Source organism: Bacterioplanoides sp., from assembly GCF_965226395.1.
Taxonomy (GTDB): Bacteria; Pseudomonadota; Gammaproteobacteria; order Pseudomonadales; family Oceanobacteraceae; genus Bacterioplanoides.
In genome coordinates this window covers 3,788,452-3,809,101 of the sequence record NZ_OZ245358.1, presented here as the reverse complement: position 1 = coordinate 3,809,101, position 20,650 = coordinate 3,788,452, and the positions used below count along the sequence as shown (strand labels likewise).

Here is a 20,650-nt window from a genome sequence, read left to right as displayed (position 1 = left end):
TGCGGCGGGTTTTTTGCGTTTCTAAAGGAAATGTAATCTTTAATGGAGTAAAGCCAATATGAAATTCTTAAACAAAGCTACCCTTGCCGCGGCTATTGCAGCTGCTCCTTTTGCTGCGCAAGCCGAGCTGAAGGCTATGGATGATGCTGCTCTGTCAGCCACTACTGGTCAAGCTGGTGTGACCATTGAGATTGATATCGAAGGTGCTGGTGTCTCTGTGGGTGAAATTGAATACACCGATACTGGTTCTGGCGCTACGGGTGGTGGTTCTGTTTTGCTGCAAAACGTAAACATCAATAATGTTACGGGTCTGACTCAAACAATTGATATTAATGAAGAAGGCGATTTACTGGTAACCCAGTCCGGTGTCACAGGTATGAGTGTTACCTTGGGCGATGTTGCAGGCGTAGCTGATAATCAATACAGTGCAGTGGCGCTAAAAGGGGCTAATGGCACTGCTGAGTTGGTTGATAGTGTGTCTATCACTATGGATTTGGGCAATAGTGATATTGTTATCCATAATATGGCAGATGGCTCGACACTGGGCGCAGCAGCGGGTATAACCGGTACTAATGCAGGCAACACATCTTCTGTAGCAATTCAGATGGCGACCAGTGTTCAGATTACTGATATGGATGTTCAGATGTTTGGATATACAGCGGATCAGGCAATAGCACGCACGGGCTTGAGTTTGACTGGAGGAAATTCCTCGCTGGATCAAGAAGTTGCTACTAGAAATTCCGCAGTTGTTACAGCTCAAGGACAACTTGATGCTGCGAATGCAGATTTGATTACTGCAAATGCTGCTTTTGATTCGCAGCTTTATACGGTAGGTACTGATTCAAGTGGTCGAATAACTACGGTGACACTGAATTCTGATGGTTCTGATGCTACTGGTGCATTGGCTGCGGATATTGCTACTCAAAACACAGCAGTTGATGCTGTTTCTTCAGCCCAAGCTGCAAAGTCTGACGCTGATGCTGCAAAGTTGCAATCAGATAATACCGCTTCTCTTGCTGATGGTGGTGCTGTAACGATTGAAAACCTGACGTTTGATAACAATGGTGCGCCAGCAACAATTAATCAGACAATTTGGGCTGATAGTGATGGTGTGTATATCCAGATGGGGCAAATTCAGGGGGATTTGACTATTGGTAGTATTGGTATTGGCAATAATGCTCAAGGCCAAGCACTTTCAATTGGTTCTGTTGCTGTTCGGGATATCAATTTATCTGGTTTAACTCAGCGCATTTCTGGCCATGACTAATCTCGTCTGAGTTTTGGAAAAACCCGCTACGGCGGGTTTTTTTGTGTCTGCAGTAAATGTAAAGGTCAGATAAAACGCCTTAAATCACTGAAAAGTGACGTTTTTTAACTTGGTTGCTTGTGTGAATTTATGTAACATGATGATCAAACATAAATAAGAACAAATAATATGTTTATCATTCTCCTGGGGTCTATCATCGCCTTTGCGATGGTTAATGAGTTCTCTATTGTGCCTGATAGAGAACAGGGCGATACCTACATACGCGTTGCAGTTGGTCAGGATGGCCAGCATGATCAGCTAGTTAATGTAGAGCCTCTTTCTGTTCAGAAATTCAATAATGTTGTGCGTCAGGCATATGACTATTCCTGTGGCTCCGCTGCGTTAACGACTTTGCTTGATTATTACCTGGGTCGTAACTTTCAGGAGCGCCAGGTCATGGAAGGTTTACTGCGTTTTGGTGAGACAGAGCGTATCGTTCAACGTCGTGGATTTTCCTTGCTGGATATGAAGCGCCTGGTAACAGCACTGGGTCATCCATCCGGTGGGTTTAAAGCCGAAGCGTCAGACCTTGAAGAGCTGGATCACCCGGCTATTGCTCCCATCGAATACGCTGGTTTTAAACACTTTGTGGTTATTCGTACCGTTTATGAAGGTCGGGTTTATGTGGCCGATCCGGCGCTGGGCAATATCAGTTTCACTATGAGTCGCTTTCTTGAAGTCTGGGATAATAATGTTTTGTTTATTGTTTTCCCGAATGGACACAAGCCAGCCAGTGGCCTGGAGTTGCGCGAAGAAGATATGCGCTATGTTTCTGACTACATCATTGCCGAGAATACCTATAAAGAATTTCCTTTCTTCCAGATCCGGTATGAAGATCTGATTACCAATCAAATTGCCCAGTTATGGAATAACGCCCGCTCAACGCTACAGGTGGTGCGTGATGAAAATGGCGATGAAGTTTTAAATGAGGATGGTGATCCTGTTCTGGAATACAACATTGAGACTGAGGCGGATGGCCTGAGTCAGGAAGAATTTAACATTCGTTTTAACACCACAGTTCCTTATGAGCGCATCGAAAAAACCCTGCGCTTCAGAAGAAAATAATAATGATACAGGGTACGTTACATGTTTATTCGAACCACGCTGGTTTTACTGCCGTTGTTTTTAACGGCAGCTCAGATTCATGCTGAAAATTCGCGGGATTTATCAAAAGCCCGGGAAGCGCTAGCCAAGCAAGAGAGTGATGCGGATACAGAAAAAGCACTGGAGGAAGTGTTTGAAGCCGCCGAAAAAAACTATTCCTTGCTGAAACGCGGCGGTATGTCGCTGAATTATAATTTTGATTACAGCTATTTTGGCGATCAGCGTATCAATCTGGTTGTGGAAACGACCCTGGATGACAATAATCAGGCGACCGGGAGTCAGATTATCCGTAATGCCGACGTCACTCCGGTTGCGTCTCATACCTTTACTAATTCCATTACGCTGGATTATGGCTTATACGACAATATTACCCTGAGTGGTCGCTTGCCTTTAGTTGCTAAATTTGAAACCGGCGACGAAACCGAAGCTTTTTCGATTGGTGATTTAACTGGTACGACCCGCTGGCAGCCGTTTGAGTATATCCCCGGAAAAATGTCGTCGACGTTTTTTGGCACTATGCGTTTAAAAACCGGTGATAGTCCGTATGAAATTGATTTGTCGCGACGTCTTTCTACCGGTTCAGGAACCAATGGTTTAAGCGCTGGTATCAGTGCTTCCAAAGTACTGGATCCAGTGGTGTTATTCGGCTCTGGCACCTTTGGTTATAACTTCCCGGAAAAAGGTCTGAACCAGGTTCGCGGTGGTGCTGTTCTGGAAGAAGTGCATCCGGGGAATAACTTATCTTTCTCGATGGGTTTTGCTTATTCCCTGTCTTACGATGTGTCTCTCAGCGCATCTTTTCAGGGATCATTTAATGATGAAACACGCTTTGTCCTGAATCAGGGAGGGGAACAAGTAAGTTCAACTGTGGGTAGCCAGATGACCGGCATTATGAACTTTGCTCTGGGTATTCGTGTTTCGCCAAAAACCATTGCCAATATTAATGTGGGATACGGGGTTACTGAGTTAGCGCCGGATATTATTTTAGGCTTGTCGTTACCGATTGATATCGAAGGTGTTAAGCCTTCGGCCAGTAACTGATCAGTCACAGAAGAAAAATAACAATGACTATCACCACACGTTACCGTCAACGATGGATTAAAACGGGCGCTGCACTGATGTTCAGTGTGCTGGCGACCCAGACAAACGCTCAGTTATCACAGAATTTATTTCTTGATACCAAGGCGATGGCGCTGGGTAATGCAGTTACCGCAGACCCGGTTGGTATTATGGACATCCATTTTAATCCAGCTGGACTCACCAAGCTGGATGGGCGTCAGATTCAGTTTCAATTGATGAATGTTGTGTTGGCGGCTGAAGCTGAATTTTCTTTGCCGGAAGATTACAATGAAGATGATGCCGGGCTGTTAAATGTGGCAGACGACCCTATTTTAAACGAAGGAAAGAGTCGGGCGACAGCCGCGGCCTATATTCCGGGAATTGGGCTGCAGGAATTGTCCTTGCCGATATTGACGCTACCGACCGGTGGGATTTCTATCAAACCACCGGGTTCTAAATTTACCTTTGCCAATGCCGTTTACGCACCTATGGCTGCTGGTTTTTCTAAGGATGATAACGATCCGGGCCGTTATCAGGCTAAGCAAGTTGCCTTGCAGCGATTTACCTATTTATCACCATCCTTTGGCTATGAAGTCACCGATGAATTCTCGGTGGGTGCCAGTTTCTTATTTTCGCACCAGGCAGTGGCTGTGGTGCAGGATTTGCGTGCGCCAAACGTTTTATTGGGGGTTGTCAGTGAGCTGCAGGACGCTTTTGGCTGTTTTGATGACGATGGGAATAATACCGGCAACGACCCGTTAGCACCGTTAGTGACTCTGTGTGGTGGCCGGGTTGGTCCTTACGACGATATTGGTGAACTAAGTATCGTCACCGAAGAAAGCTTGTCGCCGTCATTTAATGTGGGTTTTTTATGGGAACCAACGGATTGGTTTGGTATTGGTGTTGGTTATCAGAGTGAAGCGACCAGTAATCTGAAAGGAACTTTTGAACTGAATTATGACCCCGAATTCTCTGACTTTTTCAGTAAATTCCGTTCATCTATTGTAGGGGCGATTGGTGGTGCTATTTTTGGTCTGCCGGATGGTCGTACCAAAGAGTCGGGTAATGTATCAATTGAGCTGACTTATCCGCAACACGTTCAGATTGGTACCAAATTTCGTTTTCTCGATCGTTTTCAGCTGAATGTTGACGCTGGCTGGACTGATTTTGATAAGTGGGATTCGTTATTAATCGAATTCGATCGGCCGGTTAGTTTTTTAAGTTCTGCCCGAACGCTGGCACCGGGGTTGGTGACCAATACCACACTAGAACAGCCAATGAACTTTCGCAGTGTCTGGAGTCTCGGATTTGGCTTTCAGTATGATCTGAACTCACGGGTGCAATTGCGTGCCGGTTATGAACCGCGACAAACCTCCATTCCCGATGACGCCCGCAGTCTTCAGGCGCCGTTAGGTTATGCTGAGCTTTATAGCCTGGGAATGGGGTATCAGTGGGATCTGGATACGGTCATTGATTTCTCTCTGAGTTTTATGCAGTCTAACGAAACCATTCTCGCTGACCCTCAGGATTCAACCGACTTTCCTAATTCCAGTGATTCCCTCAACCGGAATTGTTTAACCTGTACGGTCACCAGCCCTTACCCCGGGCTGGATGTGAAAACAAAATTAACCATTGGGGCAGCGGGTTTCAGTTTCAGAACGAAATTCTGATGAGGTATATCATGACTTTGCTGAGACGGGCTTGTTGGTTGTTGGCCTGCTGCTTTTGTTGGTCGTCGGCTTATGCCGAGCAGGAATATTTTACCTGGGTTGATGCTCAGGGCCGCATTCACAATACACCGGTTGAGCGTTCTGATAAGAGCGCTCAGAAAACTCCCCCAGTTTCTACTTCGGCCTCTGCTTCGAGCGGTGAAGTTCAAGCGGATCAGAACCCTGTTACCGACAATTTTTTAACCGAAGAAGAGTTCGAAAAAAAGACAGAGCAGTATGAAAGCGATAACCCGCCGTTTTATACCTTTGTCGATGAAACCGGGCGCTTGCGGTCACAGCCAATTATTGATTCTGATATTGTTGTTGAAGACACTTTCACGCCACAGACTTTTGATCATATTCTGGCGCCACCTTTTCGCGTATCAAAAGCCATGGGAGCTCAGTGCTGCCAGCGTTACCGTAATTACTTTAAAGAAAAAGTACCGCCAGCTAAGGTGGTTAACTTCGATGGTTTTCTCAATGTGATCCCGCTGGTGACCCGTACGGGAGCTAACAAGGCCTGGTATGTGGCGCTGGATCGTTCAGTAAATGCAACCACGCTTTTTATTGATTTGGGTTTAACATTTCGCGGGACTAATACTCGTTCGACCAATACGGCTGTTAGCGATCCTATCGCATTTATTGCGGTTAATCGGCAATTTCAGGCACTGCACTTTGTGCCGAACTTGATCCGAACCGGCCATGAAGAAAGCTGGGCGGGTGCTTCGTTTGAACGCTCTGAGCTTCGTATTGAAGACCCACAAGTAGCGGGCTTTGTCGTTTATTTTCCGCAGCCACCTGCTGATTCTGTATCAATGGATGTAGAATGGCACTATGGAAAAACATCAGATTAATTTTAAAACTGCCAGTTTTCATCAGCATGGTTGGCTGTATCAATATCCTTCATCGTCTTTAACGCCCGATCCGCGACGCCTGATTCTAGTTCATGGCGCCGGAGTCGCTGGTGAGCTGACCTGGACCTTTATCACCAACTATCTGACCGAGTGGGATGAAGTGCTGGTTGTTGATCTGGCTGATATGGGTGGCTCACGGTTTTTAATCCCTCCGTCACAACCTCAGGTGCGGGATTTTGCCCTGCAATTAGCAGAGCTGACCGAAGCGCTGGACTGGAGTGAGTTTGATATTGCCGGCTATTCATTTGGCGGCATGGTGGTGGTCGATTATCTGCAGCATTATTATTCTTTATTGGCTGGTAATGATTTCTCCGGACTGGTGTTTTTGCTTGAGCCAGCAATGCTGTTTTCTTCCCGGCTTGAACACCTGCAGCAAAAAGCGGCTGAATACGCCAATATTGCCGATGCCTTGTTAGAACGGCCAGATGATCTGGATGTTTATCGAATGTTCCTTGATTCGGTATCGCCGAATCGTAAGACAAATCCTCAGGCTGAGCAGCTGACTATGAAGCGTTTACAGGACCGGCCGGAATCTTTTGCCCGCGTCTTGCGCGCTGTTAATGCCTATCTGAATCAAAATCTGACAGTTTTTGTTGACTGGGTTTCACCCTGGCCGGGTGTCAGCTTTGTTGGTGGGCTTGCGCCAGAACCCATGAAACAACGCCACCAAAAACTGGCGGCCGATGCTTCCTGCTGGGATTATCACGAAGTGGCTGGGGCGGATCATAGCCTGGTGTTTACTAAGCCGCGTGGTATTGCGCGGAAGATGAATGAGAAGAAGCTGACTGTTGTAATCTAGTCAGCTCTGTAAGCGTCTTTTTAAACCCGTCTCGGCCAGAATCCGGGTGGAAATCTCTTCAATAGATTTATCCGTGGTGCTGACAAACGGAATGTTTTCACGCTCGAACAAAAACTCCACCTCATCGACTTCGTGATAACACTGCTTCAGCGATGAATAGCGGCTGTTGGCACGGCGTTCGGTGCGAATGGCGGCCAGGCGATCCGGGTCAATGGTTAAGCCAAACAGTTTAGAGCGATGCTGCGATAGGCTTTCTGGTAGTTTCAGGTCGTCCATATCTTCTTCGGTGAGCGGATAGTTCGCGGCCTTAATGCCAAACTGCATCGCCATGTACAGGCTGGTTGGTGTTTTGCCACAGCGTGACACGCCCACCAGAATGACATCGGCATCGTTATAGTGGCGGGTGCGGGCACCGTCGTCATTATCCAGTGCGAAGTTAACCGCTTCAATCCGTGCAACATAATTGTCGCTATCGGCTGGGGCGTGGGATTTACCCACCGTGTACGACGATTTAACCGCCAGCTCGCTTTCCAGCGGTGCCAGAAACGCAGAGAAAATATCAATTTTAAATACATCGGCTGAATCAATGATTTTGCGGATGTTTTTATTGACGATGGTATCGAACAAAATCACCGGGTGACCACTTTCGGCAGCCAGTTGGTTCATCTCATCTGCTGCTTGTTGAGCTTTGTCTTCCGAGTCGATGTAGGGCAGGGTGACCCGCTCAAATTTAATCTGATCAAATTGTGACAACAGGCTGTTACCCAGTGTTTCTGCGGTGATCCCGGTGCCGTCGGAGATGAAATAGGCGTAACGCTTCATGTGGAAATTTGTTCTTGCTGCACTTAGTATTAGCGGGCTGCCGCTATCGGGTTGTTAACGGTAGTCACTATCAATGAATTAATGGCCGTCACTATAGGCTAATTCACAGGAGATAAAAAGTTGACTGATTACGTGCTCTGGTTTGATCAGGTATCAATGGGTGATGTAGAACGAGTCGGTGGAAAAAACGCCTCTCTGGGTGAAATGATCAGCAACTTAACGGGTGCGGGCGTATCGGTACCGAATGGTTTTGCCACGACCGCTGACGCATACCGTGAATTTTTAAATTATGAGGGGTTGGATGCCCGCATTCAGGCAGAGCTGGATGCGCTGGATGTTGATAATATTCCAGCCCTCACGGAAACCGGCGCTCGTATTCGCAGCTGGATTTTAGAAGCACCGCTGCCACCGCAATTAGAGGCGGATGTCCGCAGCGCATTTGCGGAATTACAAAACAGCAACGCTAATATGGCGGTTGCAGTACGCTCATCGGCTACCGCCGAAGATCTGCCGGATGCCTCCTTTGCCGGACAGCAGGAAACACACCTGAATATTGTCGGCGTCGACAACGTATTACACGCGATTCGCGATGTCTTTGCCTCCCTGTTTAACGACCGTGCGATTGCCTACCGTGATCATCAGGGCTTTGACCATCATAAGGTGGCTCTGTCGGCGGGTATTCAGCGTATGGTGCGCAGTGAAACCGCTTCCAGTGGAGTGATGTTTACTCTGGATACCGAATCCGGTTTTGATCAAGTGGTGTTTGTAACTTCTTCTTATGGCCTGGGTGAAACCGTGGTGCAGGGTGCGGTTAACCCGGATGAATTCTACGTTCACAAAAAAAATCTGACAGAAGATCGCCCGGCCATTCTGCGCCGTAACCTCGGTGCTAAAGCCATTAAGATGGTCTACAATCCGGATGCGGCGGTTGGTAAATCGGTTGAAACCCAGCGGGTTGATCGCGATTTGCGCCGGGTATTCTCGGTCACTGATGCTGAAGTCGAAGCACTGGCGCGTCAGGCCATGATCATCGAGCAACACTATCAGCGCCCGATGGACATTGAGTGGGCCAAAGACGGTGACGATGGTCAGCTTTATATTGTTCAGGCACGCCCGGAAACGGTGAAAAGCCGGGCTAACAAGAACATCATGGAACGTTACCTGTTAAAAGAAACCGGCAAGGTGCTGGTGGAAGGGCGTTCGATTGGCCACCGGATTGGCAAAGGCAAAGTCCGCGTTGTGAACAGCGTTGATGAGATGGATCAGGTGCAGCCGGGTGATGTGCTGGTGGCCGATATGACCGACCCGGACTGGGAGCCGGTGATGAAGCGTTCATCAGCCATTGTTACCAACCGTGGCGGCCGTACTTGCCATGCAGCAATTATTGCCCGTGAGCTGGGTATTCCGGCGGTGGTTGGCTGTGAAGACGCTACTGAACACTTGCAGGATGGTCAGGAAGTAACGGTTTCCTGTGCTGAAGGCGATACCGGCTTTGTTTACGATGGCGCACTGGACTTCGACGTGAAGACCAACAGTGTCGATTCCATGCCGGATCTGCCATTCAAAATTATGATGAATGTTGGCAACCCGGACCGGGCATTTGATTTTCAGGGTTTACCAAACGAAGGTGTTGGTCTGGCACGACTGGAATTTATCATCAATCGTATGATTGGTGTGCACCCTAAAGCCTTACTGAATTTTGATACCTTACCGGATGAAGTGAAGCCGACGGTGGAACGTCGTATTTCAGGTTACTCCGGGCCAGTCGATTTCTACGTCGATAAGCTGGTGGAAGGCATTTCCACGCTGGCGGCAGCGTTCTGGCCGAAGCGGGTGATTGTTCGTTTGTCCGACTTTAAATCTAACGAATACGCCAACCTGATTGGTGGTCGTTTATACGAGCCGGAAGAAGAAAACCCAATGCTGGGCTTCCGTGGGGCGTCGCGTTATATCTCGAAAAACTTCCGTGATTGCTTTGAGCTGGAATGCCGGGCAATGCGCAAAGTCCGCAACGACATGGGATTCACTAACGTCGAAATCATGGTGCCGTTTGTGCGCACTCCGGGCGAGGCTGAGCAGGTGGTCAATCTGTTAGCTGAAAATGGTCTGAAACGTGGTGAAAACGACCTGCGCCTGATTATGATGTGTGAGCTGCCTGCCAATGCTGTACTGGCTGAACAGTTTCTGGAGCATTTTGATGGTTTCTCCGTTGGCTCTAACGACCTGACCCAGCTAACTCTGGGCCTGGATCGTGATTCCGGCATTATTGCGCACCTGTTTGATGAGCGTAATCCGGCCATTCTGGCGCTGCTCGAAAACGCTATTAATGCCTGTAAAAAAGCCGGTAAATACATTGGTATTTGTGGTCAGGGGCCATCCGATCACCCGGACTTTGCCAAATGGCTGATGGAGCACGGTATTGATAGCGTGTCGCTGAACCCGGATTCAGTGATGGATACCTGGTTCTTCCTGGCCGATAAGCCCGCGCAATAAACAGGGTGTATCAGAATTTCTATTTATGAAAAGTAGCAGTGCTTTATTCCCGGTGACTCTGTTGAATGCAGAGACACACGGGGACTTTAACGAAGACGTTTATCTGTTAAAACACAATCGTTGCAGCGATCCCAGTGTGCAGATTGCGTTAACTCATATCAGCAAGGCGGCTGATGTCCCGGGCGAAAAACCACCGCTGGTGCTGGTGCATGGCAGTTTTACCAATCGCAGTTTCTGGCTATCGGCCAAGGGCATTGGCTTGGCGCGCCACCTGCTGGATGAAGGGTTTGATGTCTGGTTGTTTGAGCACCGTGGGCATGGCTTGTCTCCCCGCAATCAGGCTTATCGCAAGAATACGCTGGAGCAATACGTGCACTCAGACGTCACGGCGGTGAATGACTTTGTACGTGAAAAAACCGGCCAGAAGCCGGGCTGGATTGGCCACTCTCTGGGTGGCGTGTTGATTGCCAGTGCCGCGGCTTGTGGAGTGTTGTCCAGTGAGAATACCCATAGCCTGGTGATGTTTGGCACCCAAGCCGTGCGTCGCCCCTGGTATTTGTGGTTACCACCCGTGGGTAGCCTGATGCGTTTGTTCGTGAGAGTGAAAGGTGAGCTGGAAGGCCGTAAATTAAAAATAGGACCGGAAAATGAATCCGCTGGCATCATCAATGAACACCTGGGGCGACAGGACTGGACGATCGGCTGGAAGTTTAAGGTACGCCGCCAACCCTTGTTGCGCCTCTGGCAGCAAACCGATTTACCGTTACTGGCCGTTGCTGCGATAGCTGATTCATCGGACCCGGAAAAGTACTGCCGCCGTTTTTATGATCTTTATGGTGGCAGTGATAAAAGTTATCTGGTTTTAGGTAAGGCTCAGGGCTTCAGTCGTGATTATGGCCACGTGGATATGGTGGCCAGCAAGCCGGCGGGTGACGATGTCTGGCCGAAAATCAGTGATTGGTTAAAACAACGGCATGTGGCGCAGCAGATAGCGGCCCATGCCGATTCAATTGTTCAATAATGTTCAGAAAATTTTTACAAGGAATACAACATGACTCAATACATAACGCCAGACCTGTGTGACGAATACCCGGAGTTGATTCAGGTGGTTGAACCTATGTTTAACAACTACGGTGGCCGCGACTCTTTTGGTGGTGAAATTGTTACCGTAAAGTGCTTTGAAGATAACTCTAAAGTGAAAGAGCTGGTCGATACCGATGGTAAAGGCAAGGTGATGGTGGTGGATGGTGGTGCGTCTATGCGTCACGCGCTGCTGGGCGATATGCTGGCTGAAAAAGCCGCAAAAAACGGCTGGGAAGGCATCATCATTTACGGCTGCATTCGTGATGTGGATGTCATTATGGAAACCGATTTAGGGGTTCAGGCACTGGCAACCAATCCGTTAAAAACTGACAAGCGCGGCCTGGGTGATGTGAATGTCACGGTAAAATTTGGTGGTGTCGAGTTTAAGCCGGGCGACTATGTGTATGCCGATAACAACGGTGTGATTGTTTCGCCACAAGCGCTGAGTATGCCGGAATAACAGCGACGGTAATACAAACCACAATAGAGAGGATCTATTGTGGTTTTTTATTACGATTTTTTTATAGTCCGCACACTTTTTCTTGTTAGCACATATCGGAATACTTCAGTGCCTGTTGAGTTGAGACGCAGCGCTTTGACGTTGTCGCCACCATAGCTTGGCAATCATCCCGAGAATACCAATGCCGGCATTAATGCTGCCTTTCACGGTACCGCTGATTTTTGACACACCAATACGCTGCTTTGAGTCGACCGGGTGTTCGCTGGTGATCAGCCCGGCCTGAATGCATTTGATCTGCATTTCAATGGTCCAGCCAAAGGTGGTATCAGCCATTTGAATCTGCTCAAGGCTGCGTTTGCGAATTGCCCGAAATGGCCCTAAATCCGTTACCTGATGTTTCCAGATACAACGAATCAAAAAGCTCGCCAGGGCATTGCCAAAGCGCTGTACCGGGGTCAGAGCGTGCTTTTCGATATGCCCCAGCACCCGTGAGCCAATTGCCAGATCGGAACCATTGCTGGTGGCTGCCAGAAGCGGCAGGCATTGTTCGGCGTAACAGGAGTCATCACCATCAACAAATAGCACTATGTCACATTGTGGCGCCAGCTGTTCCATTGCGGTCAGGCAAGCGATGCCATACCCCGGAATGGATTGTTGCACTACCTGAGCCCCAGAGGCGCGGGCGCGCTCGCTGGTGAGATCCTGAGAACCGTTATCACACACGATAATCTGATCACAAATGGCTGAGCCATCGGCGTTGGTGAGTGCCGTCAGTGATGAGACCACCTTGGCGATGGCTTCTTCCTCATCCAACGCAGGGATGATCACACTGACGTATTGCGAGTTATACATTACGTGCCTCAATAATCTGAACCGGGCTGGCAGCCAGACGATCGGTCGCGATGATGTTGTTGTTCTTATCAACCTGACCAAACTTCAGCGTGCCGGTTGGGCAAGTCTGAACACAGGCAGAGCAACGCACACACTCAGGATCTTCCATCGGGCGGCCTTTGTTGGCGAAATTCATAATGTCGATGCCCTGATGGCAAACACTGGTACAGGCATTACAGCTGATGCACTTGTTTTTGTCCGACAGGATACGGAAGCGGCTGAAACGGCCATAAATATGCATCAGTGCCGATAATGGGCAGGCAAAGCGGCACCATACCCGGCCTGAATATTTGAAGTACAAGCCTACCCCTAAAATACCGCCCAGCAGTACGTCGACAAACCATTTCCAGCTGACCGGGTTCACTAACTGATACTCTTTGTTTTCACCTTTCAGTAATAAATCAAAGGATTGATGCATCCAGCTTTCCGGGAACATCCAACCAAGGATGCGAATAACGAGCATGACAAACGCAGCCACCAGAATCACCTGACCAATCATGTTCAGCTTATTCCAGAACGGGCCATGAGGCATTTTGTGGCGTTGGGTATCACCCATGGTTTCAGCCAGTGCACCACAGGAACAAATCCAGCCGCAGTAAGCGCCCTTACCGTAGCGGTAGATTAACGCCGGAATAATGATAAAGGTCTGGATAAAGCTGATGATCAGCCAGCCCATCATCGGGGTAGGGGTAAAGACGTTATAGACGTTCAGCGGCCAGGCAAGAATAAACCCGTAAGCATGCCAGTAGGCGCGCGGGTGGCCCCATTCCGGCCATTCTTTATTGGCTAACGCTTCGGCTGAGATATAACTTGGGAATAAGCTGTCGGCGACACTCTTCAGGCTGCCAGCATCAAAGGCACCGAGGTAACCGGCCCACGGCAGAATGATTTCAGGCAGGACAAACAACGGAATAAACTGAATAAAGAATAAACTCAGAGTCTGCACTTTAACGTATGGCGTATTGCGGCGCTTGATGCGCTGCCAGCCAAACCAGCCAATCGCACTGGTATACATCAGGGTGTAATAAAAAGAGCGGCTTTTCATCGATACCGCGATGGTGCCAATCAGGGTCGAGCGGTCATCCACCTGAGCCTGCCACCAGCTACCTAAACCACCCACTAATGAGGGAGCATTGTCGGGGAAGGCACTCATGCCCCAGAACGAATTGAGGAAACCAAAGTTTTTCCAGTCGTACAATGCAATGGCGAACAGGAAAAACGCCGCAAAGGCAACCCAGCCAGACAGCGTGCTTTCACCGGCAATCTGAATTTTACTGCGGCGGAAAAAGTCGAGAGGGGCTTCACGACCCAGCATCGACAGTACGGCATCGTTCTGCAGGGTGACGGCTTCACCATTGTCCAGTTTCAGTACCACCTGATCATCACTGACGGCTTCCAGCTGGCTGCGCAGATGCAGGGTAATTGCTCCCTCAGCCACCAGCTGGTTCAGTCGCTCGATGTTTTCTTCTTTCGGACGGGAGAACTCAGCTTTACGATAGGATAAAACAACCTTGCCCTGTTGCTCAGCAACAGCAATGGCGGCTTCCAGCGCGCTGTCACCACCACCAACGACCAGAACTTCTTTACCCTTATAGGCTTTCGGGTCGTGTAAGCGGTTAACGACTTTGGGGTGATCTTTGCCTTTGGCTGTCAGTTCACGGAAGTTTCCGGAGCGGCCAATGGCAATCACCACTTTGTGGGCTTTAACTGTTTGGTTCTCGGTAACAACGTTAAGCTGCTTGCCTTTGCGTTCAATATGAGAGGCTTTGTCGCTCAGTGTGTTGATGTTTTTTTCAGCGATACTGAGTTTTAACGAATGTAATAACGACTCTTTATCACTGACATCATCGAGAGAGATTTCACCCTGATGCTCCAGTTCGGTTGGATAGGTGAAAATAGGTTTGCCTTCGGGGAAGTTTTCAATGGTTGAAAACGGTCGGCTGGATTCAATCAGTAAGGCATTTAAGCCTTCTTTCTCAGCTTCCAGCGCCGCGGAATAACCACTGACACCACCGCCAATAATCACCACGTCGTAAGTATCATCAGCGACTTTCCGGTCGCGAAAATCAACCGACTTCAGCAAGTGGTTAATGGCTTTGGCACCGGTGTCGGCGGCAAACTTTAACAGTGGAACGCCGGTTAAATCCCCAACTACATAAACACCCGGGATATTGGTGGTGCCATCGGCATTAACCAGCGGTAATTTTTCAACGGTACCCGAAGGCCACTGGCCGTGCAGCCAGTGCATATAACGTTTAAGCATGTGGGGAATATCTCTCTCATTTATTAGTATAACTTTGTCAAATATTCCCGCGTGTAGTTCTCCGTTGAGAGAAAAAAAGTGAAATTTTTATTAGAGCGGCAACAATGACTCCTGTCAGCATAGCCCAAAGTGGCCAGACGGCCGGTTGCCACTGGTTACAGCATAAAAACTGATCCAGTACTTCATACGTCAGAGGCGCTAAGGTTATCCAGCTGAGAATAATCAAATTGGGCTGCAGTGCGGTTAGTACCATCAGTGGCATCAAATACCAGGGAAACAATACCGGGCTTGAAAACAACGGCAGTGCCAGAATATATTGGCTGCTATCCAATAGTGCCTGATGCGAGTTGTCCTGGCGTTGAATAAACAACTTCAGACTGACTAATAACAACCCGATAATAAATAACGCCGCCAGTATGACCAGTAAAGACGATGTCGGAAATAACGATTCTAACGATGAGAACAGTGGTGAACCAAAACGCCATTTCTGAAAAAACACACCAATACTGCCAATAGGTTTAAAGCCCAGCCAAAAGGTCATTCCATAAATAACAACCAATGCGGCCAGAGCGCTTAAACCAATCTGAAAGCAAGGTTTTATCCGGCCGTTAAAAAAGTGGTGCAGTACCAGAGGCATCATCAGTGCCAGTGGTAATAGTTTGATGGCGGTGCCAAACGCAATAAACACACCGGTAATAGAATAGCGTTGGTTTAAATACGCCCAGATAATCAGCGTAATGACGGCAGCAGACAGGGTATCCAGGTGTGCGCCAACACCGGATTCCAGTATTAGCAGTGGAGATAAGGCCAATAGTGGTAAATGACGACTCTTATTCAGCTGCTTCAGGATTAACGCCCCTACGAATAAGGTGATCAGACTGAAGGTGGTGACGATTAGCTTCCAGCTCGGGGTTGCCATCTCGACGCCAGTACTGGCGCTGAGAGCAAAAAAAGCCAGTGCCACGGGCGGGTAGAGGGTCACGTATTTGGCGTGTTCTTCCGGTGGTGCCCACTGTGCTTTTAAGGCTTCCAGTTCGGGAGCGTCATGGGCAGTCTGGTAAGGGTCGAAACCTTCATAAGCCAGCTTGCCATCAAATAAATAACGCGACGTGTCACTGCTGCTGTAGCTGTCGACCGGAATTAAAATCAGGCGCAGTAGAACACCACAAGCCAGTAATAGGGTAATCTGTTTTTTGCTGATTTTTTCCGGTAGCGACCACCAGCTGAGCAGCATAAAGCCCGAGGCCAATAAAAACTGCAAAACTGTTGCTGTGCCAACAACCCCTGTACCAATAAGCCCGCTTGTTAAATTGGCGCTTGAGTGGCTGAGGGCAGCAATTAGGTGGCTGGCTAAAATGGTTAAGCTGAACCCGATCAGGCTCAGCTTAAATAGGGGTGCTTTTTTATTCATTGGTTTTTATTTGTCAGTTTTTTATTTATCAGAGGTTTTAAGATTTTAACCGTTGATAATGAATAAAACTGCTGACAGAGGTGGTGATATAACCAATGATTAAAAAGGTCATAAATGGCAGCATAAACCAGATTTCTTTTTCAACGCACCAGAACAATAATACGGTGAATACAACAGAAAGAATGGCTTCAATAATGGCGCCGCGTGGCGCTACCGCCTTATAACGTGGAATCTTTTTAATGGTTTTCTGCTTTTCATTTAACTCGCCACTTTTTGGAGTGCGCACAAATTCCGTTTTATGACCGAATAATGCTTCACAAGCGGCGCGGGCGTTATTAAATGAAATCTGAATGCCCAGTAAAAATAATCCGGGAATATTCGAAAAGGCTTTGCCCATCGGGCGCTGCAGAGCGTACTGGCCAAATACCAGATAAATAATATGACCCAGTGACGAGGCAATTAATAATGGCAGGTCCAGCCACCAGATGTATTCAATCTGATATTGCTCGCGAACCATAATGCTCGGAATCAGCAGGAAAATGGTATCGATTAATAACAGCAAATACGCCAGGTTGTTGGATAAATGAAACGTCGACTCAAGCTTGTGCTTTAAGCTGGCCGGAGATTTCCACACGGTACCCAGCATTTTCATCATCACTTCAACACCACCTTTGGCCCAGCGATGTTGCTGACTCTTAAAGGCATTGATGTCGGACGGCACTTCAGCCGGGCAGGGAACGTGGTTCAGGTACTGCATTTTCCAGCCTTTCAGCTGGGCACGATAGCTCAGATCCAGGTCTTCGGTCAGTGTATCGGCGCTCCAGTTGCCGGCATCATAAATGGTTTCTTTACGCCAGATACCTGCAGTACCGTTAAAGTTCAGGAATAAACCGCTACCGGAGCGAATGCGTTGTTCCAAACCAAAATGGGCATCCAGCATAATGGATTGCAATTCGGTCAGCTGGCTGTTTTTGCGATTCAGGTGCTCCCAGCGGAACTGCAACATACCTAACGACGGATCGGTAAAGTAATGCACGTTATCCATCAGAATGTCTGGGTCCGGGACAAAATCGGCATCAAAAATGGCAATAAATTCACCACTGGCATGTTCCATCGCTTCTTTTAACGCACCGGCTTTAAAGCCACTGCGATCGGTGCGATGTACATGCTGAATATTTACACCTTGTTGCTGGTGGTGTCTGACGCGCTCGGCAATAGCGTCGTAAGTTGAATCGGTGGAATCATCCACGATCTGAATTTGTAACTTGCCCTGTGGGTAACGCAATTGTGCAACGGCATCAATAATGCGCTGCGCCACATAGCGCTCGTTGTATACCGGAATCTGCACCGTCATGGCGGGAAGATCATTGTAACGGCTGAGCGGTGTTGCCTGATCATTCCGGTGGCTGAACCACCGGAATAACATGGACAAACGATGCAAGCCAAATAAACACAATGCTGATAACAGCAAAAAGTGCAACGCTAAAACAGCAACGTCATACCAGGCCATGGATTAATACTCTCTTGTTAAACCAATCTGAAAGCCGCCACCATTCAGGGTGTTGTCACCATACACATCATCGTTGTAGGTGGCTTCAATACCCCATTTGCTGTCAGACCCCGGGCGCTTATCAAAGGCCCAGCCAACGGTAAATTCAAATTTACCCAGATCAAACTCATTGGTGGCTGACAGGTTACTGCCGTCACTGATGGTTTCACCGTTGTTAACGCTTTCGGTGCCGTCCAGCTTGGTGCGGAAATAGAGATTATTACCGAAAGAGATGCCATATTCGACTAAATAACGATATTCATCGGACGGATCTTCGTCACGGAGGCGGTAACCGGCTTCAACACCCACGTAACCATAAGGGTACAGGCTGCGACCTAACGACAGGCGAGCTTCATAATCGGTCTGACCATTACCACGTGGTAATTCATCATCTTCGTCGTATAAATAAGGCAGTTTGACCAGGAAGCTGGCAGACACAACAGTTGGGCCATCAATTAAACGCTTACGGAAGCCCAGTTCCACATCACTGAAACCACTGCCATCGGTTTTGTTGCCTGCGGCGTCAGTTTGTTCCAGATCCTGATACAGGATGTTAGCAATCAGGGTAACGTCGTCGCGGATGCCGTGCTCGGCATAAAAGGAAATGTTGCGGCCTTTAAACTCGTCAAAGTTATCGTTGGGGCCAAAAAAATCAGTCGCCTGATAATCGCTGTAAGCCAGTTTGTTATAACCGGTGCCTTCGGCAGCCGTCCAGGCGCCGGCCAGTGCTGTCTGCGCTGATGCCGACAGGCATAACACTCCCAACAATTTTGCCGTGCGATTAACAACATGGTTTTTTTTGAGCTCAGAGTTTTTGAACTCAGTTTGATGCGTTGAAAGTGTACTCATGAAAGACCCTCAATGTCTGTCAGTAATAGTGTTTGTGTTTATGATTCATGTTGCGCGCAGCTAATAGACACAGCGCTCAACGGGAAGTTCATGAGAAATATCATCATTTCTTTTTAGTTAATGCTGCTTGGATAAAGTGGAAAATTTCACGGCGATTGTTAGGCAGAAGTGATCAATGAACTATTCACACTCTTGACCGAGCTCTATATGATCTTGCGTCAATTGGTATAAAAGATACGTTTTAAGTAAGCAGGCGATGACCGCATGACAATAACAAAAAAGAAGTCAGGCAAAGCGCTGGCGACTCTGATTAATCCATTTGATCAGAAGGCCGAAGTCGAGTTTGCCATCCCGGGACAAGCATCCTACAACCCGGGGCTGTATGAAGATAACCTGAAGAAAGGCTATGAGCTGATTCAACGCCCACGTAAGGCGGCCGGTGTCAGTGCCATTACCCGCCAGCATGCTAAAAAACGCATGACCATTTGGGAGCGCATAGCGGTACTGACGGATGAAACTCCTACAGTACTGTTCCAGAACTGGGGTAAAAACCTCGACGGTGCTTCCCTGGTTACCGCGGTTGTGAAAATTAATGGCCGCGATGTGGCTTTGTACGGTCATGACTTTACTGTGCGTGCGGGTTCGATGGATGCCACCAATGGTAAAAAGCTGGCGCGTCTGTTTGAGCTGGCGGGTAAACGCCGGATTCCGGTAGTGGGTCTGAATGACAGTGCCGGTGCTTATGTGCCCGCTGGCATGGGTGGGCTTGATGGCTATGCCGAAGCATTTACCGCACTGCGTAAGATCTCCGGCGTGGTGCCCTCCATTATGTGTATGTTTGGTTTCAATGCCGGGGGTGGTTCTTATTTACCGCGCCAGGGCAGTTTCCTGATTCAACCCAATGATACCTTTTTTGGTCTGACCGGGCCGGGGGTGGTGAAGTCGGTGCTGGGTGAGGATGTCACGCCGGAAGAGCTGGGTGGACCATCGGTTCACAGCCAGAGTGGCATCACCGACTTTGTGGTCAAAGACGAAGTCGCGGCGCTGAAAAAGGTTCGCCAATTACTGAACTATCTGCCAGGCAATAACAGCGAACTGGCCCCTCATCAGCCAACCTCCGATCCGTTGGATCGCAAGACCTGGGATGTAGATCTACTACTGAAAAAAGCGTTTAACTCACCCACCGGATTTAACACGCCGATTGATGTCACCATTATGATTCAACAGCTATGTGACCACGGTGACTTTTTAGAGATTCAGGCTGAGCGAGCGCGCAACACCATTACCGCGCTGGGTCGAATGGGTGGCAATGTGGTCGGTTTTGTCGCCAATAACTCCGCGGTATCCTCCGGGCAGATTGATATTGCTGCCGCCTATAAAAATGCCCGCTTTATCCGCTTCTGTAATCTTTACAACATTCCGGTGATCTTTATGGAAGACACCACCGGCTTCCTGCCGGGTAAAGAGCAGGAGCATCAGGGCATTGTCCAGGCCGGGCGAGCGATGCTGGATGCCATCATTGATCTGCGCACCCCGCGTTTTCTGGTCATTATCCGTAATGCCTTTGGTGGGGCGTATGCTTCTTATAACAACTATCCAACCGGTGCTGATTTTGTCGTGGCCTTGCCGTCTACCCGAGCTGCGGTAATGGGGCCTGCCGGGATTGAGTTTGTGTATAAAAAAGAATTACAGGAAATTCGTGCCGCGCTCAAAAGTGGTGCTCAGTCAGCGGATTGGGCAAAAGAGCAGGAGGCATTATTAGCCAGGCGCTATGAAGAGGAACTGATGAATCCCAATGAAGCGCTCAGCCTTGGCGCGGTATCACAAATTGTGATGCCACGCGATTTGCGCAAAGTTCTGTGTGAAAACATGGCCTTTCATCTGCGCCATTACACGCCGGAGCCATTTAACTCGGTGCAGAGAGAATTTCACTAGCCC

The 20,650-nt window shown here is 48.6% G+C and carries 16 protein-coding genes; 10 read left to right on the top strand and 6 right to left on the bottom strand.

Annotation, left to right across the window (positions count from 1 at the left end; all coding sequences use genetic code 11):
* Positions 1-58: 58 nt before the first annotated feature.
* The 6 genes from ACO05E_RS17480 to ACO05E_RS17455 all read left to right on the top strand — a co-directional run bounded on the left by ACO05E_RS17480 (position 59) and on the right by ACO05E_RS17455 (position 6,891).
* Positions 59-1,267: a DUF6160 family protein gene (locus ACO05E_RS17480; protein WP_419810771.1), complete on the top strand. Its 1,209-nt coding sequence runs from the start codon at positions 59-61 to the stop codon at positions 1,265-1,267.
* Positions 1,268-1,435: 168 nt separating this feature from the next.
* Entirely contained in the window at positions 1,436-2,371 is a 936-nt protein-coding gene (locus ACO05E_RS17475; protein ID WP_419810770.1) for a C39 family peptidase, read from the top strand.
* A 21-nt stretch (positions 2,372-2,392) separates the two neighbouring features.
* A complete protein-coding gene (locus ACO05E_RS17470; RefSeq protein ID WP_419810769.1) occupies positions 2,393-3,451 on the top strand; it encodes a transporter in 1,059 nt (352 codons plus the stop codon).
* Between the two features lie 23 nt (positions 3,452-3,474).
* Positions 3,475-5,139 carry an OmpP1/FadL family transporter gene (locus ACO05E_RS17465; RefSeq protein ID WP_419810768.1) on the top strand — a complete coding sequence of 555 codons (1,665 nt, stop codon included), beginning with the start codon at positions 3,475-3,477 and terminating at the stop codon, positions 5,137-5,139.
* 11 nt (positions 5,140-5,150) lie between these two features.
* Positions 5,151-6,032: a DUF4124 domain-containing protein gene (locus ACO05E_RS17460; RefSeq protein ID WP_419810767.1), complete on the top strand. Its 882-nt coding sequence runs from the start codon at positions 5,151-5,153 to the stop codon at positions 6,030-6,032.
* Positions 6,013-6,891 (top strand): alpha/beta fold hydrolase, encoded by an 879-nt coding sequence (locus tag ACO05E_RS17455; protein ID WP_419810766.1) that lies wholly within the window; start codon positions 6,013-6,015, stop codon positions 6,889-6,891. The genes ACO05E_RS17460 and ACO05E_RS17455 overlap by 20 nt, the downstream gene beginning before the upstream one ends.
* On the opposite strand, the gene ppsR is transcribed toward ACO05E_RS17455, so the two are convergent.
* Positions 6,892-7,713 (bottom strand): posphoenolpyruvate synthetase regulatory kinase/phosphorylase PpsR, encoded by an 822-nt coding sequence (gene ppsR, locus ACO05E_RS17450; RefSeq protein WP_419810765.1) that lies wholly within the window; start codon positions 7,711-7,713, stop codon positions 6,892-6,894. It abuts the gene before it with no gap.
* Between the two features lie 120 nt (positions 7,714-7,833).
* Between ppsR and ppsA the strand changes: the two genes are divergently transcribed.
* Genes ppsA through rraA form a run of 3 tightly spaced genes read left to right on the top strand, consistent with a single transcriptional unit; the run spans position 7,834 to position 11,749 of the window.
* A complete protein-coding gene (gene ppsA / locus ACO05E_RS17445) occupies positions 7,834-10,206 on the top strand; it encodes a phosphoenolpyruvate synthase (RefSeq protein WP_419810764.1) in 2,373 nt (790 codons plus the stop codon).
* Positions 10,207-10,231: 25 nt separating this feature from the next.
* Entirely contained in the window at positions 10,232-11,227 is a 996-nt protein-coding gene (locus tag ACO05E_RS17440; protein WP_419810763.1) for an alpha/beta fold hydrolase, read from the top strand.
* Positions 11,228-11,257: 30 nt separating this feature from the next.
* Positions 11,258-11,749, top strand: coding sequence for a ribonuclease E activity regulator RraA (rraA, locus tag ACO05E_RS17435; RefSeq protein ID WP_419810762.1), 492 nt, complete (start codon positions 11,258-11,260; stop codon positions 11,747-11,749).
* Between the two features lie 105 nt (positions 11,750-11,854).
* Here rraA and ACO05E_RS17430 read toward each other — a convergent pair whose 3' ends face one another.
* From ACO05E_RS17430 to ACO05E_RS17410, 5 genes are all read right to left on the bottom strand, one after another.
* Complete coding sequence (locus ACO05E_RS17430; protein WP_419810761.1) at positions 11,855-12,601, bottom strand: glycosyltransferase family 2 protein; 747 nt, start codon at positions 12,599-12,601, stop codon at positions 11,855-11,857.
* The gene (locus ACO05E_RS17425; RefSeq protein ID WP_419810760.1) at positions 12,594-14,903 is read right to left on the bottom strand and encodes an NAD(P)-binding domain-containing protein; all 2,310 of its coding nucleotides are present in this window, start codon (positions 14,901-14,903) and stop codon (positions 12,594-12,596) included. The genes ACO05E_RS17430 and ACO05E_RS17425 overlap by 8 nt, the downstream gene beginning before the upstream one ends.
* Before the next feature lie 37 nt (positions 14,904-14,940).
* Positions 14,941-16,164, bottom strand: a complete 1,224-nt coding sequence (locus ACO05E_RS17420) for a glycosyltransferase 87 family protein (protein WP_419810759.1) — start codon at positions 16,162-16,164, stop codon at positions 14,941-14,943.
* Positions 16,165-16,351: 187 nt separating this feature from the next.
* Positions 16,352-17,824 carry a glycosyltransferase gene (locus ACO05E_RS17415; RefSeq protein WP_419810758.1) on the bottom strand — a complete coding sequence of 491 codons (1,473 nt, stop codon included), beginning with the start codon at positions 17,822-17,824 and terminating at the stop codon, positions 16,352-16,354.
* 3 nt (positions 17,825-17,827) lie between these two features.
* Positions 17,828-18,712: a hypothetical protein gene (locus ACO05E_RS17410; RefSeq protein ID WP_419810757.1), complete on the bottom strand. Its 885-nt coding sequence runs from the start codon at positions 18,710-18,712 to the stop codon at positions 17,828-17,830.
* A gap of 264 nt (positions 18,713-18,976) precedes the next feature.
* Here ACO05E_RS17410 and ACO05E_RS17405 point away from each other — a divergent pair, with 264 nt between their 5' ends.
* Positions 18,977-20,647, top strand: a complete 1,671-nt coding sequence (locus ACO05E_RS17405; RefSeq protein WP_419810756.1) for an acyl-CoA carboxylase subunit beta — start codon at positions 18,977-18,979, stop codon at positions 20,645-20,647.
* Positions 20,648-20,650: the final 3 nt, after the last annotated feature.